This is a genomic window from Amycolatopsis sp. NPDC059021, assembly GCF_042739895.1.
Classification (GTDB): Bacteria; Actinomycetota; Actinomycetes; order Mycobacteriales; family Pseudonocardiaceae; genus Amycolatopsis.
In genome coordinates, this window is sequence record NZ_JBHYIQ010000056.1 from 7,256 (window position 1) to 22,471 (window position 15,216).

Consider the following 15,216-nt stretch of genomic DNA (forward strand, 5'->3'; position numbering starts at 1 on the left):
GGGCGCCCCGCGCCGCGCCGAGTGCGACCACCCCACCCGGGCGCGGGGGGCCGCCCCCGCGCGCCTCCCGGCCCCCGGGGCGGGGCGCCCCGCCGACGGCGTGCCGCCCAACCCCGGCGCCTGGCTGACCACCACCGCCAACCGCAGGGCCATCGACCGGATCCGGCGTGAGAACAAGCGCGACGACAAGCAGAAGGAGGCTCGGATGATGTACGACGACGACCCGCCCGAGTCTCTCGGTGTCATCGACGACGACCGGCTCCGGCTGATCTTCACCTGCTGTCACCCGGCGCTGGCGATGGAAGCCCGCGTGGCGCTGACGTTGCGCATGGTCGGCGGCCTGACCGTGCCCGAGATCGCCCGTGCCTGCCTGGTGACCGAGAGCGCACTGGGACAGCGGATCACCCGCGCGAAGGCCAAGATCAAGGCGGCTCGCATCCCGTATCGCGTGCCGTCCGCCGAGGATCTCCCGGCCCGCGTCGCCGGGGTGCTCACCGTGCTGTACCTGGTCTTCAACGAGGGCTACTTGGCGACCGGTCCGGACACCGATCCGGTACGCCAGGACCTGACCGCCGAGGCGATCCGGCTCACCCGCCTGATCCGTGTCCTCCTCCCGGACGACGGCGAGGTGGCCGGGCTGCTGGCGCTGATGCTCCTGATCGAGGCCCGCCGCCCCGCCCGGATCTCGGCCGGCGGTGAACTGGTCGCCCTCGGCGAGCAGGACCGCGGCGCCTGGGACAAGACGTTGATCGCCGAGGGCCACTGGCTGGTGCGCGAGCGGCTGGCCGCTGCCGCCGCCGGGGTCGCCCCTGGCCGCTACCAGATCCTCGCCGCGATCAACGCCGTGCACACCTCCGCCCGCGACATCCGCGACACCGACTGGGCGCAGGTCCTCGCGCTCTACGACCGGCTCGTCCGCCTCGACCCCTCGCCGATCGTCGCGCTCAACCGGGCCATCGCCCTCGCCGAGCTCGACGGACCGGAGGTGGCACTGGCGGCTGTCGACCGGCTCGAGGACAAGCTGTCCGGCTATCACGCCTACCACGCCACCCGCGCCGACCTGCTGCGCAGGCTGGGCCAAAGCCGGAAGTCACGCGCCGCCTACGACAAAGCCATCGAGCTGGCGGGCAATACCGCCGAAACCGCCTCCCTGAGGCGTCGCCGCGACCAGCTCGGCAGACCCGCCTGAGGTCCGCGCCGAACGACCCGCGAGCTCAGGCGGCGGGGGCGACCGTGGTCTCTTCCGGTGCCGGGTGCGGGCTCAGCGCGGGCGCGACCGGCGGGGTGCCGTAGGTGAAGTAGGTCTCCCACGGCAGCTTGGCGCCGCCGATGGCCGTCACCACGTCGATGTCGTCCATCGTCCAGGTCTTCGTCTCGAAGTCCGGTTCCAGTTCGAGGAAACCGCAGTCGCCGAACAGTTCGACGCGGTTGCCGCCGGGCTCGAACACGTAAAGGAACGAACCCTGGGTCAGGCCGTGGCGGTCCGGTCCCGCTTCGATCGTGACGCCGTACTCGCGGAACATCTCCGCGGCGTCGATGTTGTGCTGCGGTACGCCGTAATAGAACGCGACGTGGTGGAAGCGGCCCTGCGCGCCGAGCGCGTCCCGCATGATCGCGACCTCGTGCCCGAGGATGTTGCTGCTCAGCCAGGCGCCCATCTCGACGTCGCCGTCGACGACCCGCTCGCGGGTCTGCATGCCGAGGTGGCGTTCGAAGGACCGCTTGACCGGGGTGACGTCGCTGGCCAGCAGGTTCAGGTGATCGATCCGCTTGACCGGGATGCCCTGCAACGGTTTCTTCGACGCCCTGGTCAGGATCCTGCTCTTCAGCTCGGCGGGCGCGCGGTACTTCTCGGCCTCCCACAACAGGCGCAGATCGTGCCCGTCCGGGGTGGTGAACGCGAAGGTCTTGCCGTAGCCGTACTCGTCCTCGGTCCACTCGCCGGGGAGATTGCCGTCCGTGATCGACTTCGCCCGCCGCTCCAGCGCCTCCGGGGACGATGTGCGCAGGGCGGCGTGCCCCATCTTCGGCGCCGGGCCTTCGGTGATCTTGAGGCTCCACTGGTACGGGTCCTCGTACCCGCGCAGGTACACGGACTGGCCTTCGCGCTTGGTCTCGTACATGCCGAGCAGCGAGGTGAAGAACCAGAGCGTGCCGTCGGGGTCCGGCGTGTGCAGTTCGATCCGCGCGAGATGCGCGATCTCGTGCCGGAGGTCGGGCTCGGTCATGACTTCGCTCCTTCGGTGGACGCCTGCCGCTCGGCGACGGTCACGTCGCCCGCCGCCCAGTGCGCGGGTGCGACCTCCCGGATGACGACGCGGATGTTCGCCAGCGGCGCGCCGACGGCGCGGTGGGCCGCTTCGGTGAGTTCGTGGATCAGGGCCCGGATCTGCTCGGGGCTGCGGCCGGTGCCGAGACTCACGTCGATGAACGGCATCATTCGCCTCCAGGGATGGTGATCGTGCCGAGGTGGGAGAAGTGGACGGCCACCCGCGAGCGGGGCTCGACGTGGACCGCGTCGGTCATGCCGCCGGTCAGCACGATCCAGCCCGCTTCGAGGGCGAGACCGCGTTCGGCGAGCTTGTTGGCGGCGAGCGCGAGCGCCTCCGCCGGATGCCCCTGCACGGCGGCGCCGGTCGCGGCGTCGACGATCTCGCCGTCGACTTCGAGCAGACAGGCCTCGTGTGACAGATCGAGGTCCTCGGGGCGTTTGCCCACCGGGCCCTGTACGAACAGCCCGGAGGAGCTGTTGTCGGCCACCGCGTCCGCCAGCGTGAACTTGAAGTCCTGGAAGCGGCTGTCGATGATCTCGACGCCGCCGTGAACCCGCGCCACCGCTTTCGACGCCGTCGCGGCGGTCACGCCGGGACCGGCGAGCCGTTCCCCGAGCACGAACACGATCTCCGGTTCGGCGCGCGGGTGGATGAGCCTGGCGCGGGGCAGCGGTTCACCGGCGGGCAGCACCATGGCGTCGGTGAGCCAGGCGAGCGAAGGCGAGTCGATGCCCATCCGGATCTGCTTGGCGCGCGAGGTGAGGCCGAGCTTCACACCGATCAGGGTTTCGCCGCGCCGCAGGCGTTGCCGCAGGGCTTCGTACTGGACGGCGTAGGCGGTGTCGAGGTCGAGCTCCGGCCAGTGCGCGGTGATCGGGCCGCGCGCGGTCACCGCGGCTTCCGCGCCGAGCATGACCTCGGCGGCGCGCTTGACATCGCCGGGACGGACTTCGAGGACGTTGTCGGTCATGACTGGCCTTCCGCGAGCACGGTGGTGACGCTGCCGAGCCCGGCGATGCTCGCCTGGACGCTGTCGCCCGGTGACACCGCGACCGGCGGTGTGAGCGCGCCGGAAAGCACGACCTGGCCGGGTTCGAGCGTGAAACCCTGGGCAGACAAGGAGTTCGCCAGCCAGGCGAGCGCGTTCACCGGGGAGCCGAGCGCGAGGCCGCCCGCGCCGGTCGCCGCGACCGCGCCCCGGCGATAGAGCACACACCCCGCCAACCGGAGGTCTACTGTGGACAGATCGACCGGGGAAGCGCCCAACACCACCACGCCCGCGGAAGCGTTGTCGGCGGCCACATCCGCGGCGCCCGGCTCCTCGTCGTCGATCCGCGAGTCGGTGATCTCCAGCGCGGGCAGCACGAATGCGACGGCACGCAGCACGTCGGCCGTGGTCACCTCCGGCCCGCTCAGCCGCGTGCCGAGTACGAACGCGACACTCGCCTCGGCCGCGGGCCGGATGAACGAAGCCGCGACCGGCCGGTGTTCCGGCTGGAACGCGCCGGCGAACACGGTGCCGTGCACCGGTTCGGTCGCCTTCCAGCGGCGGCGAGCCGCCACGGACGCGCCCGCGATCCGGTGGCCGCGAACGGTTTCACCCGCGTCGGCCCGCAACCGCACCTGCGCGGCTTGGACGGTGTAGGCGTCCTCGATCGGCAAAGACAGCGGCGGAACGGGTTTCCCCGTGCCGGCGGCGTCGAGCAAGCCGGTGGCGGCCGCTCGTGCGGCGCTCGGTTCCATGGGTTTCCTTCCTGTTCGCTAGCGTCCTGGCCGGATGCGCAGGGTGACCGCGCGGGGCTCGGTGAAGAACTCGCGCGAGTACTGCCCGCCTTCCCGCCCGATGCCGCTCCTGCCCTCGCCGCCGAACGGCAGCCGCAGATCGCGGACGAGGTAGCAGTTGACCCAGACCGTGCCCGCCTTCCAGCGGCTCACCATGCGGTGCGCGCGGTCGAGGTCGGTCGTGAAGAGCAGTCCGGCCAGCCCGTACGGGTTCGCGTTGGCGAGCCGCAGCGCCTCCTCCTCGGTGTCGAAGCCGATGACCGTCTCGACGGGACCGAAGATCTCCTCCTGCGCGGTACGGGAATCGTTGCCCAGTCCCGAAATCACCGTCGGCGCGTAGTAGAACCCTTCGGCGAGGCCGGGTTCGCGGATCCGGTGGCCACCGGAGACGACGGTGCCGCCTTCGTCGCGTGCCAGCTCGACGTAGCCGCCGACCTTGTCCAGATGCCGCTGCTCGATCAGCGGTCCCAGCGTGGTGGCCGGATCCTTCGGATCGCCGACGACGATCTCCTCGGCCGCGGCGGTGAACCGCGCCAGGAACTCGGGCAGGATGCCGCGCTGCACGAAAAGCCTCGACCCGGCGAAACACATCTGGCCGTTGCCCGCGAAGATGCCGCGGATCGACTCGGGCACAGCGACGTCGAGATCGGCGTCGTCGAAGACGATGTTGGCCGATTTCCCGCCCAGCTCGGCCGAAACCGGGGTGAGATTCGGCGCCGCCGCCCGCAGGATCCGCACGCCGGTCGCGGTGGAGCCGGTGAAGGTGATCCGGTCGACGCGGGGATCGGTGGTGAGCGGGCCCGCGACCTCGTCACCGCCGAACCCGTGCACGATGTTCAGCACCCCTTCGGGCAGGCCCGCCTCCAGCGCGAGTTCGCCGAAGCGGGACGCGGTCAGCGGGGTCTGCGGCGCGGGCTTGAGGATCGCGGTGTTGCCGAAGGCCAGCGCGGGGGCGAGCTTCCAGCTCGCGAGCATCAGCGGGGCGTTCCACGGGCTGATCGCGGAGACCACGCCCGCCGGCGGGTACAGCGTGTACGAGAGCAGATCGCCGTCCGGGTAGGCCTCGTTGCCCGCCATCGCCGCGTAGTCGGCGAAGAAGCGCAGGTTGTAGGCGGTGCGCGGAATGTCGGCGTGCCGGGCCTGCGTGATGATCTTGCCGCTGTCCCGGGTTTCGAGCATCGCCAGCTCTTCGAGGTGACTTTCGACGTTGTCCGCGACCGCGTGGAGGATCTTCTGGCGTTCCTTCGGGGTCATCCGTGGCCAGGGACCGTCGTCGAAGGCGGCGCGGGCGGCCTCGATGGCCCGCGTGGCGTCCTCGGCCGTGCCGCGGGCGACCGTGCCCAGCAGGGAGTTGTCGTGCGGATCTCTGGTCTCGAACGTCTCGCCGGTCACCGGCTCGGACCGGCCCCCGCCGATCAGATGACGAATCCGTCGTATTTCCGGATCGGCCGTCGTTTCAGTGGTCATGCCCGCATCTCCAGCGCTGAATTCGATCAGCAATCGCGTATTCGCGGCAGCGCTTGCCGCGCGTCGATCGAAAGGGACCCCCAAAGCCATCATTCACACGCACCAGGTTCGCGTCAAGCCGTTTCACGCTGTGCCCGGCGGTCGTGTATCGCTCCTCGATCGGACCTCGATCGAGCACTGTCCACAAGGGAGTCGGCGCAGGGCGTCCCGCAATACAGGAGTAGAAAACCCCAGTGTGGCGGGAAGTATTCTCGACTGGATCACGCGGGCGGACGAGTATCCACGTCGAATAGCGATAAGAGGGGGAGCGCCGTTTCGCCGGTTCATGGGCGCGCCTTTCTTTTCGGCGCGTAGTCCGGCCCACGGCGCCCGCTGACGATGAGAGATGGAATGAGCTACCCACGTTCACTCGGCATGCCGAAAGACGAGCGATGGCCGGAGCTGGCCGTCGTCGGCGGTGGCGCGTCCGCGGTGTGCCTGCTCGACGCGCTGGCCGAGGCCGAAGGCCCCGCGGGCGGCATCAAGATCTTCGAGACCTCGTCCCACCTGTGGCGGGGCAGGCCCTTCCGGCCGGACCTGGACACCGTCCGGGTCAACATCCCGCCGGACGGCATGTCGCTGCGGTTCGGTGACAGCGGCCTTTTCCAGAGCTGGCTGTCCCTGCGCGACCGTGACGGCGGGCCCCAGCACCGGGATCCCTTCTGTGGCATCAGATTCGTGCCGCGCGGGATGTTCGGCGACTACCTCGTCCAGTCCGCGCGCGCGGTGCTGGCCCGGCTGATCGAACAGGGCTGGCGGGTCGAGGTGATCAGGGAGACCGTCCGTTCGGCCATTCCGGACGGCGGGGGACTGCTGCTCGAAACCGGGCGCGGCCGCCGGTTCCACGCCGATCACGTCGTGTTGTGCGTCGGCCGCGGCAAACCGACCGACACGTACGGATTGAGTGGCACACCGGGTTTCGTCGCCGAGCCCTACCCGCTCTCCGCCACGCTCGACGAGGTCGATCCCGACGCCGAGATCGGGGTGATCGGCAGCGGGCTGACCGGCGTGGACGTGGTACTCGGCCTCGCCGGCCGCGGACATCGCGGCAGGATCCGGATGTTCTCGCGCAGCGGTGTGCTGCCCATGGTCCGGCAGCGGCAGATCGGTTACCGGCTCGAGCATTTCACCCCGGAGCGGTTCCGTGCCATCGCCGCGCGGGGCGAACGGATCACCCTGACCGAGGTCATCGCGGTCATGCGGGCCGAATTCGCCGATGCGGGCGAAGACATCGAGGCCACGATCGACGACGTCCTGCGTGGCGAGCGCGAGGAACCGGTCGCCCGGCTGCGGCGGCACGTCGCCGAGGTCGACTCGGCGAGCGTCGGCCTGCGGATCCTGCAACGCGTGGTGCCCGCCGCCGGGCCGGACGTCTGGCCGCTGCTTCCCGAGCACGAGAAGAACGCGTTGCTGCGCGACCACTACCGCGAACTCATGAGCGTCTGCTGCCCGATGCCGCCCGCCAGCGCGGCGAAGCTGCTCGAACTCGTCGACGAGGATAGGCTCGAGATCGTCTCCGGGATGCGGGACGCCAAGCCCGCCGGCGAAGGCGGGTTCACCCTGACCACCGAAGACACCGTGTACCGGGCGGACTTCGTGTTCAACGCGGTCAACGTGCCCGCGGACAAGATCCCGGTCAAGGCGGAGCCGTTGATCGCCTCGATCGTCGACAGCGGCCTCGGCGAGCGGCATCCTCGCGGCGGCCTGCACGTCGACCGCGCCACCAGCAGGCTCACCGTCGGCGGGACGGGCGACGGCCGGATCCACGCGCTCGGCGACCTCGCCTCCGGCACGCTCTTCTTCACCTTCGGCCTCCCGTCGCTGGTGGACCGCGCCCACGACATCGCCGCCGACCTCACCGAACTGACCACAAAGGACAGTGTGGTGGTGTCGCGGAACGCCTGGAAGCCACCGACCTCCTGGGGAGAAGCCGCATGACCACCCTCGACCACCCGGTCGCGCCCGGCGGCACCGGCAGCGCGCTCAACGAGATCCGCCCGATGACCGGTGCCGAGTACCTCGGCTCCCTGCGCGACGACCGCGAGGTGTACATCTACGGCGAGCGGGTCGGCGACGTCGTGGACCACCCCGCGTTCCGCAACAGCGCCCGCTCGATCGCCCGGCTCTATGACGCGCTGCACGCGCCGGAGGCCGAGGGCACGCTGCGAGTGCCGACCGACACCGGCAACGGCGGTTTCACCCATCCGTTCTTCAAGACCGCGCGTTCGCCGGAGGACCTGCTTTCCGCGCGGGAGGCGATCATCGCCTGGCAGCGGCAGGTGTACGGCTGGATGGGCCGCACCCCCGACTACAAGGCGTGTTTCCTGGGCACGCTCGGCGCGAATTCCGGCTTCTACGGCGAGTACGAGCCCAACGCGCGGCGCTGGTACAAGGAGGCGCAGGAGCGCGTCCTCTACTTCAACCACGCGATCGTGCATCCGCCGATCGACCGCGCCAAGCCCGCCGACGAAGTCTCCGACGTGTGCGTGCACGTCGAGAAGGAGACCGATTCCGGGCTCGTCGTTTCCGGCGCGAAGGTGGTCGCCACCGGCTCGGCGCTGACGAACGCGAACTTCGTCGCGCACTACGGCCTGCCGGTCAAGGACAAGAAGTTCGGCCTGGTGTTCACCGTGCCGATGGACGCGCCCGGCCTGAAACTGTTCTGCCGCACCTCCTACGAACTGGCCGCCGCCGCGCTGGGCAGCCCGTTCGACTATCCGCTGTCCAGCCGGTTCGACGAGAACGACGCGATCATGGTGTTCGACAAGGTCCTGGTGCCCTGGGAGAACGTGTTCATGTACGACGCCGCGGCCGCGAACGAGTTCACCGCGGGGTCCGGTTTCCTGGAGCGCTTCACCTTCCACGGCTGCACGCGGCTCGCGGTGAAGCTCGATTTCATCGCCGGCTGCGCGATGAAGGCGGTCGAGATGACAGGCAGCTCAGGATTTCGCGGTGTGCAGGCGCAGATCGGCGAACTGCTCAACTGGCGCGACCTGTTCTGGAGCCTGTCGGAGTCGATGGCGAAATCACCGAACCCGTGGGTCGGCGACGCGGTGCAGCCGAACGTCAACTACGGCATGGCGTACCGGACGTTCATGGGCATCGGCTACCCCCGGATCAAGGAGATCCTGCAGCAGACACTCGGCAGCGGCCTGATCTACCTCAACTCGCACGCCGCCGACTGGAAGAATCCCGACGTGCGGCCGTACCTGGACAAATACGTCCGCGGCTCGAACGGGATCGAGGCCATCGACCGCGTGAAGCTGCTCAAGCTGCTGTGGGACGGCATCGGCACCGAGTTCGGCGGCAGGCACGAGCTCTACGAGCGCAACTACTCGGGCGACCACGAGACTGTCCGCTTGCAGACGCTCGGCATGTACGAGGGTTCTGGCCAGGCGGACGCGCTCAAGCGGTTCGTCGACACGTGCCTGTCCGACTACGACCTCGACGGCTGGACGAGCCCCGACCTGGTCACGCCGGACGACCTCGAAATCGTCCGGAGGTGACCGTGTCCGAAGCCAGGTGGAACGAGCTGTTCGCCCGCAGCGTCGGCAGCGGGGCGGGGGACGAGATCACGTTGATCCTGAGTCAAGCGGGCGACGACCGGATCATCGCGTTCTCCGGTGGCTACCCGCATCCGGAGACGTTCCCGCGCGCGGCGATGGAGGCCGCCTTCTCCGGCGTTCTCGCCGACCCGGCGGCACTGCAGTACGGGCCGACTGCGGGACTGCCGGGATTGCGTGACTGGTTCGCCGGCTGGCTCGGCGAGCACGACGGCCTGCGTCCGTCGGACAGCGAGCTCATCATCACCAGCGGCGGTATGGAAGGGCTCAAACTGCTCACCGGCTGCCTGCTCGATCCCGGCGACCGGGTGCTCGTCGAAGGCCCGTCGTTCATGGGCGCGATCATGGCGATCCAGAACGCGATGGGTGTCATCGAAGCGGTGCCGATGGACGAGGACGGCCTCGACGTCGACGCGCTCGCGAGGACGCTCGCCGGCGGGCGCAAGCCCAAGTTCCTTTACACGATCCCGGATTACCAGAACCCGATGGGCGTGAGCCTGTCCGTCGAACGACGGCATGCGCTGGTGGCGCTGGCGAGGAAGCACGGCTTGCTGCTCGTCGAGGACGTGGCCTACCGCGAGCTCGGGTACGACGGCGACCGGCGGCCGAGCCTGCGGACTCTGGCCCCCGATGTCGTCGCGCAGCTCGGCACGTTCTCGAAGACGTTCTCGCCCGGCCTGCGCACCGGCTGGATCAGCGCGCCCGCGCCGCTCGTCGCCGCGCTTTCGCGGGCGAAGCAGTTCACCGACCAGTGCACGTCGCCGCTCGGTCAGCTGCTGCTGGAGGACTACGGCCGCTCCGGTGGCTTCGACGAAGGCATCATCACTTCGCGCGCCTTCTACCGCGGTCGCTGCGAAATCATGACGAAGGCGCTGGAGGCGTACCTGCCCGAAACGGTCCGGTTCACGCGTCCCCGGGGTGGGTTCTTCACCTGGCTGACGCTGCCCGGCGAGGTCGACACCCTCACGCTGGCCGAGCGGGCGCTGGCCGAGCACATCACCTTCGTCCCCGGTTCGATCTTCTACCCCGACGACCGGGGCAGGCACGAACTGCGGCTGGCTTTCAGCAGGGTGCCCGGCGAACAGATCGAGGAGGGCGTCGGGCGGCTGGCGCGCATTCTGGCCGAAATCACCGGAAAGGGACTTTGATGCGGACCGTCCACAATGAACTCGTCAGGCCCAGTGCCGAACTCGTCGAGGCCTTCCGCGAGATAGCGCGTGCCGAGTACAGTCCGAGCTGTCTCGTCGCCGACTCGCGGTCGAAGGTCGGGGTGATCGGCGGGCTCAAGCCGGTCAAGCGCGAGCACAAGATCGCCGGGCCCGCGCTGACCGTGCACCTGGCGGCGGACGAGCTGGTGGACTGCCTGCCGGTGCTCGCCACCGCGAAGCCCGGCGATATCATCGTCGTCGCGTGCCACCGCTCGCCGAGGATGGCGATGTGGGGCGGGCTGATGTCGACGCTTTCGCAGCTGGCCGGGATCGGCGGCGCGATCATCGACGGGCTGGTCCGCGACGTCGACGAGATCCGCGACCTGGACTTCCCCGTCTGGTACGCCGGGACGCTGCCGCGGCGCTGCCCCGGTATCACCCACGACGGCACGGAACCCTTGCAGACCAACGTCCCGGTGATGGTGGAGGGCCAGCTCATCGAGCCGGGCGACATCATCGTCGCCGACGAGAACGGCCTCGGCGTCGTCTCGCCGACGGTCGCCGAGGCCGTGCTCGCGGACACCCGCGAGCTGCTGGACAAGGAGCGCGTCATCCGCGACAAGCTCAACGCGGGCGTCACCCTGCACCAGCTGCTCGCCGAATTCGGCGTCATCTGAGCGGCGTCAATAGCGGTAGTGGTCGAGCTTGTACGGGCCGTCGACGTCGACACCGATGTAGTCGGCCTGTTCCTTGGTCAGCTTGGTGAGCTTCGCGCCGACGGCGTCGAGGTGCAGCCGCGCGACCTTCTCGTCGAGGCGCTTGGGCAGCCGGTAGACGTCCCGGCCGTACTCGCCGGGCTTGGTGTGCAGTTCCAGCTGGGCGATCGTCTGGTTGGTGAACGAGTTCGACATCACGAAACTCGGGTGGCCGGTCGCGTTGCCGAGGTTCATCAAGCGGCCCTCGGACAGCACGATGAGAGACTTGCCGTCTCGGAACTTCCATTCGTGTACCTGTGGTTTGATCTCGACCTTCCGGATGCCCGGGATCCTGGCGAGCCCGGCCATGTCGATCTCGTTGTCGAAGTGGCCGACGTTGGCGACGATCGCGTTGTGCTTCATCCTGGCCATCTGATCGGCCATGATGATGTTGAAGTTGCCGGTGGTGGTGATGAAGATGTCGCCCTCGGACAGCACGTCGTCGAGCTCCACCACCGGCAGGCCTTCCATCGCCGCCTGCAGCGCGCAGATGGGGTCGATCTCGGTGACCACGACGCGCGCGCCCTGCCCGCGCAGTGACTCGGCGGTGCCCTTGCCGACGTCGCCGTAGCCGCAGACCACGGCGAGCTTGCCGGCGATCATCACGTCGGTGCCGCGGTTGAGTCCGTCGATGAGCGAGTGGCGGATGCCGTAGCGGTTGTCGAACTTCGACTTGGTGACCGAGTCGTTGACGTTGATCGCCGGGAACAGCAGTTCGCCGTCACGCGCCAGTTTGTAGAGCCGCTTGACGCCGTTGGTGGTCTCCTCGGTGACGCCCAGGATCTCCTTCGCCATCCGGGTGAACCGCTGCGAGTCCTCGGCGAGGGACGTCCGCAAGGTGTCGAGAATCAGGCGGTACTCCTCGGGGTCGTCCTCGGCGGCCTGCGGCACCGCGCCGGCGGCCTCGAACTCGACGCCCTTGTGCACGAGGAGCGTGGCGTCACCGCCGTCGTCCAGGATCGCGGTCGGGCCCTGCCCTCCGCCGAACCGGAACAGCTGGTCGGTGCACCACCAGTACTCTTCGAGCGTCTCGCCCTTCCAGGCGAACACCGGTGTGCCCGCCGGGGCCTCGGGGGAGCCGGTGGGGCCGACGACGACCGCGGCGGCGGCTTCGTCCTGGGTGGAGAAGATGTTGCACGAGACCCAGCGCACGGCGGCGCCGAGTTCGGCCAGCGTCTCGATGAGCACCGCGGTCTGCACGGTCATGTGCAGCGAACCGGCGATGCGCGCGCCCTTGAGCGGTTTCGCGGGGCCGAACTCGCGGCGGGTCGCCATCAGGCCCGGCATTTCCTGCTCGGCCAGCCTCATCTGGTGACGGCCCCGCTCGGCCAGCGCCAGGTCCGCCACCGCGAATTCCACTCCATTGACCTTGCGCAACCCGACTGTCATGGTGTTCTCTCCTTGTGCCTTGCCGCAGTATCGTCAAGATAGCAATGGCGAAGAAGAATACTTTCGCCATTATGCGAAAATCTGGGGAGACCGTTTGTTCAGAACCTACCGCCGCCATCGCGGCGGATCTTCTTCGTGCGTGCGACACAAAGGAATGGAATGTTCAATCTGCGTAAGGCGAACGGTGACCGCTATCTGCTGGTGCTCGGCGCGGACATCCTCCTGCGCGAGCGAGCCATCGTCTCCGCCTTGCGGAGCTATCCCGGCCAGGTGTTCGGCATGGCGCCGTCGCCGGACGGGCTCAACCGTTTCTTCGACGAGGTGCTGCGCGCCGATTACTACGACGCCAAGGCGGCGCTCGCCGCGGTGGAGCGGTTCGAGCGCGAGACCGGCCTGCGCCCGGCCGCGGTGGTGCCCATCATCGAGATGACCGTGCACGTCTCGGTCGCGATCGCCCGGCACTACGGCCTTCCCTGCCTGACCGACGAGGCGGTCGGCCTCTCCCGCGACAAGCACACGATGAAGGCCGCCTTCGAGGCCGCCGGGGTGCCGACCGCGCGGCATCGGACGTTCGGCACGCTGCCCGAACTCCGGGAAGCCGCCGGCGAGCTGAATTTCCCGCTGGTGCTCAAACCGCGCGACTTCGCGGGCAACACCGGCACGATCAAGGTCGGCTCGCCGGATGAGCTGCCCGCCGCTTTCGAGCACTGCCGCGCCGAACTGCTCGCGATCGCCCCGCTGTACGACTTCAGCGACGGCCGTTTCCAGGCCGAGGAGTTCGTGAGCTCGACGCACGAGGTGTCCGTCGAGGTGCTCAACTACCGCGACGAGCGCGCGGTGCTCGCCGTGACGGACAAGGCGAAACTGCCCGCGCCGCACTTCACCGAGATCGGCCAGCTCGTGCCGAGCCGGGAGACGCACAACCCGGCCGTACGCGAGCTCGGCGTCAAGGCCTGCGAGGCGCTGGGGATCACCAGGGGCATCGCGCACGTCGAGATCCTGGTCGACGGCGACGACCTGAGTGTCGTGGAAGTAGCCGCGCGGCCCGGCGGCGACGGCATCATGGACCTGATCGACCGGGTGTACGGGTTCAGCCCGTACGACCTGCACTACGCGTCGTACCTCGACACCATGGACGAGCTGCCGGAGATCCCGCGCGAACCGGCGGGAATCGGCGCCATCCGGTTCCTCAAGGCGCCCGTCGGCACCATCACCGGCGTCGGCACCGTCGAGGAGTTCACCGACGAGGAACTGGCGCTTTACGTGACGGCCAAGGAAGGCGACCGCTCGCAGCCCGCGTCTTCGTACCTGACGCGCGACGGGGTAATGGAATTCTTCCGTTCCGGCGCCGGCGCGGCGGGTGATCCGGTGGCGTTCTCCGCCGCGGTGGACGCACTCGCCGCGACCAGGACGGGGGAGGTGTTCACCGTCGTCGAGGACGGCCGGTGAACTCGGGAGATGAGGGGGTTCCTCGGTGATCGGCACGACACTGCGCACCGTCGGTGGGCTCGACCGCGACCTGCGCACGCTGTTCACGGTGACACTGCTTTTCCGCGCCGGGCTGATGGCTTTTCCGTTCCTGTCGGCCTATCTGCTGATCGGGGACGGGTATAGCCCCGTCGACGTCGGCCTGATCGTCGGTGCCTTCGGCATCGGCGCGGTCGCGGCCGACGTGGTCGCGAGCGTGCTGCTCGGCCGTGTCCCGGCCAGGGCGGTGATGCTGGGCGGGCTGGTGCTGCACGCGGTGGTCCTCGCGAGCGTACCGAGCCTGAGCGGCGTCGCGGTGCTCGCCGCCGCGACCTTCGCGTGGGGCTTCACCTTCGAGATCTACACCCCGGCGTCCTACTCGCTCATCATCGACCGCACCACACCCGACGACCGCAAGATTGCCTTCGCCTGCAACAGGCTGGCGATCAACGTCGGGATGGGCATCGGCCCGGTGCTGGGCGGCCTGGTGTTCGCCGTCGAGCCGGTGGCGTTGTTCTGGATCAACGCGGTCTGCGTGCTCGGCGCGGGCGGTTATCTGCTGCTCGGCACGCGGCCCGCGGCGGGCGCGCCGGTGCACGAGGAGAAATCCCGGAAGCGCAGGCTGGTCGCCGGGTCGCTGCGCGAGGAAACCCGTTTCTGGACCATTTTCGGCCTTTCGCTGCCGATCCACCTGGCGTACGCCCTGCCGCCGGTGCTGGTCAGCGCGTATCTGATCCAGGGGCTCGGCCTGCCGAGTTACTGGGTGAGCGTGGTCTTCGGGCTGAACGCGGCCATGGTCGTGCTCATCGAGGTGCCGCTGAACAAGGCGATGGCTTCGCTGCCGCACGCGTCGTCGCTGCTCATCGGGTACGGCTTGGCGGGGCTCGGTTTCGCCGCCATGGGATTCTCGCCCGCGCCGGCGGTGATCCTCGGGGCGACGGTGCTGTGGACGATGGGGGAGATGATCGTTTTCCCCAGCCTGCTGAGCTATGTGAGCGACGTGTCGAAGCGCGAGGTCGCGGACCGGAACATGAGCCTGTTCTCGGGCGGGGTGAACGTCGGGGTCATCGCGGCGCCGCCGGTGAGCCTGGCGCTGACCGCGAACGGCCCCAGCACGCCGTGGCTGGTGATCGGCGGCGCCGTGCTCGCCGCGTTCGTCCTGCTGGCCGCCGCCCGCCTGTCGCCCTACACCTGGCACCAGGACTCGTAGTTCGGGTTCCTTCCCACGGGCTCGAACGGGGCGGCCGGCGGGGTGACGGGCGGGGGGGGGCGTGCGCGCGCGCCCCGCCGGTGGGGGAGACAGCGCGGGGGGTTGCGGGTGGGGGCGGGCGCG

Annotated in this window: 13 protein-coding genes; 7 read left to right on the forward strand and 6 right to left on the reverse strand. The window is 69.2% G+C overall.

Annotation, left to right across the window (positions count from 1 at the left end; genetic code table 11):
• The coding region (locus ACFWX1_RS28815; protein WP_378392530.1) for an RNA polymerase sigma factor at nt 1-1,189 on the forward strand (1,189 nt) is incomplete at its 5' end.
• A gap of 25 nt (nt 1,190-1,214) precedes the next feature.
• On the opposite strand, the gene ACFWX1_RS28820 is transcribed toward ACFWX1_RS28815, so the two are convergent.
• The 5 genes from ACFWX1_RS28820 to ACFWX1_RS28840 are packed head-to-tail and all read right to left on the reverse strand — an operon-like array spanning nt 1,215 to nt 5,522.
• The gene (locus ACFWX1_RS28820; RefSeq protein WP_378392532.1) at nt 1,215-2,228 is read right to left on the reverse strand and encodes a VOC family protein; all 1,014 of its coding nucleotides are present in this window, start codon (nt 2,226-2,228) and stop codon (nt 1,215-1,217) included.
• The gene (locus ACFWX1_RS28825; RefSeq protein ID WP_378392537.1) at nt 2,225-2,440 is read right to left on the reverse strand and encodes a 2-hydroxymuconate tautomerase; all 216 of its coding nucleotides are present in this window, start codon (nt 2,438-2,440) and stop codon (nt 2,225-2,227) included. The genes ACFWX1_RS28820 and ACFWX1_RS28825 overlap by 4 nt, the downstream gene beginning before the upstream one ends.
• Nucleotides 2,437-3,186, reverse strand: coding sequence for a 2-keto-4-pentenoate hydratase (locus tag ACFWX1_RS28830; protein WP_378392628.1), 750 nt, complete (start codon nt 3,184-3,186; stop codon nt 2,437-2,439). The genes ACFWX1_RS28825 and ACFWX1_RS28830 overlap by 4 nt, the downstream gene beginning before the upstream one ends.
• 53 nt (nt 3,187-3,239) lie before the next feature.
• Nucleotides 3,240-4,016 (reverse strand): 2-keto-4-pentenoate hydratase, encoded by a 777-nt coding sequence (locus ACFWX1_RS28835; RefSeq protein WP_378392538.1) that lies wholly within the window; start codon nt 4,014-4,016, stop codon nt 3,240-3,242.
• An 18-nt stretch (nt 4,017-4,034) separates the two neighbouring features.
• On the reverse strand, nt 4,035-5,522 hold the full coding sequence (locus ACFWX1_RS28840; protein WP_378392539.1) for an aldehyde dehydrogenase: 1,488 nt from the start codon (nt 5,520-5,522) through the stop codon (nt 4,035-4,037).
• Nucleotides 5,523-5,912: 390 nt separating this feature from the next.
• On the opposite strand from ACFWX1_RS28840, the gene ACFWX1_RS28845 reads away from it, so the two are divergent.
• From ACFWX1_RS28845 to ACFWX1_RS28860, 4 genes are read left to right on the forward strand one after another with little or no spacing between them, the layout of a single operon-like run.
• On the forward strand, nt 5,913-7,499 hold the full coding sequence (locus ACFWX1_RS28845; RefSeq protein WP_378392540.1) for an FAD/NAD(P)-binding protein: 1,587 nt from the start codon (nt 5,913-5,915) through the stop codon (nt 7,497-7,499).
• Nucleotides 7,496-9,067, forward strand: coding sequence for a 4-hydroxyphenylacetate 3-hydroxylase N-terminal domain-containing protein (locus ACFWX1_RS28850; protein WP_378392542.1), 1,572 nt, complete (start codon nt 7,496-7,498; stop codon nt 9,065-9,067). The genes ACFWX1_RS28845 and ACFWX1_RS28850 overlap by 4 nt, the downstream gene beginning before the upstream one ends.
• The gene (locus tag ACFWX1_RS28855; protein ID WP_378392544.1) at nt 9,064-10,272 is read left to right on the forward strand and encodes a PLP-dependent aminotransferase family protein; all 1,209 of its coding nucleotides are present in this window, start codon (nt 9,064-9,066) and stop codon (nt 10,270-10,272) included. Before ACFWX1_RS28850 ends, ACFWX1_RS28855 begins: the two co-directional genes overlap by 4 nt.
• Nucleotides 10,272-10,949, forward strand: a complete 678-nt coding sequence (locus tag ACFWX1_RS28860; RefSeq protein ID WP_378392546.1) for an RraA family protein — start codon at nt 10,272-10,274, stop codon at nt 10,947-10,949. Before ACFWX1_RS28855 ends, ACFWX1_RS28860 begins: the two co-directional genes overlap by 1 nt.
• 6 nt (nt 10,950-10,955) lie before the next feature.
• Here ACFWX1_RS28860 and ahcY read toward each other — a convergent pair whose 3' ends face one another.
• Nucleotides 10,956-12,416: an adenosylhomocysteinase gene (gene ahcY, locus ACFWX1_RS28865; protein WP_378392548.1), complete on the reverse strand. Its 1,461-nt coding sequence runs from the start codon at nt 12,414-12,416 to the stop codon at nt 10,956-10,958.
• 159 nt (nt 12,417-12,575) lie between these two features.
• Between ahcY and ACFWX1_RS28870 the strand changes: the two genes are divergently transcribed.
• Complete coding sequence (locus ACFWX1_RS28870) at nt 12,576-13,865, forward strand: acetyl-CoA carboxylase biotin carboxylase subunit family protein (RefSeq protein ID WP_378392550.1); 1,290 nt, start codon at nt 12,576-12,578, stop codon at nt 13,863-13,865.
• A 25-nt stretch (nt 13,866-13,890) separates the two neighbouring features.
• Nucleotides 13,891-15,093: an MFS transporter gene (locus tag ACFWX1_RS28875; protein ID WP_378392552.1), complete on the forward strand. Its 1,203-nt coding sequence runs from the start codon at nt 13,891-13,893 to the stop codon at nt 15,091-15,093.
• The last annotated feature ends 123 nt before the right edge of the window (nt 15,094-15,216 follow it).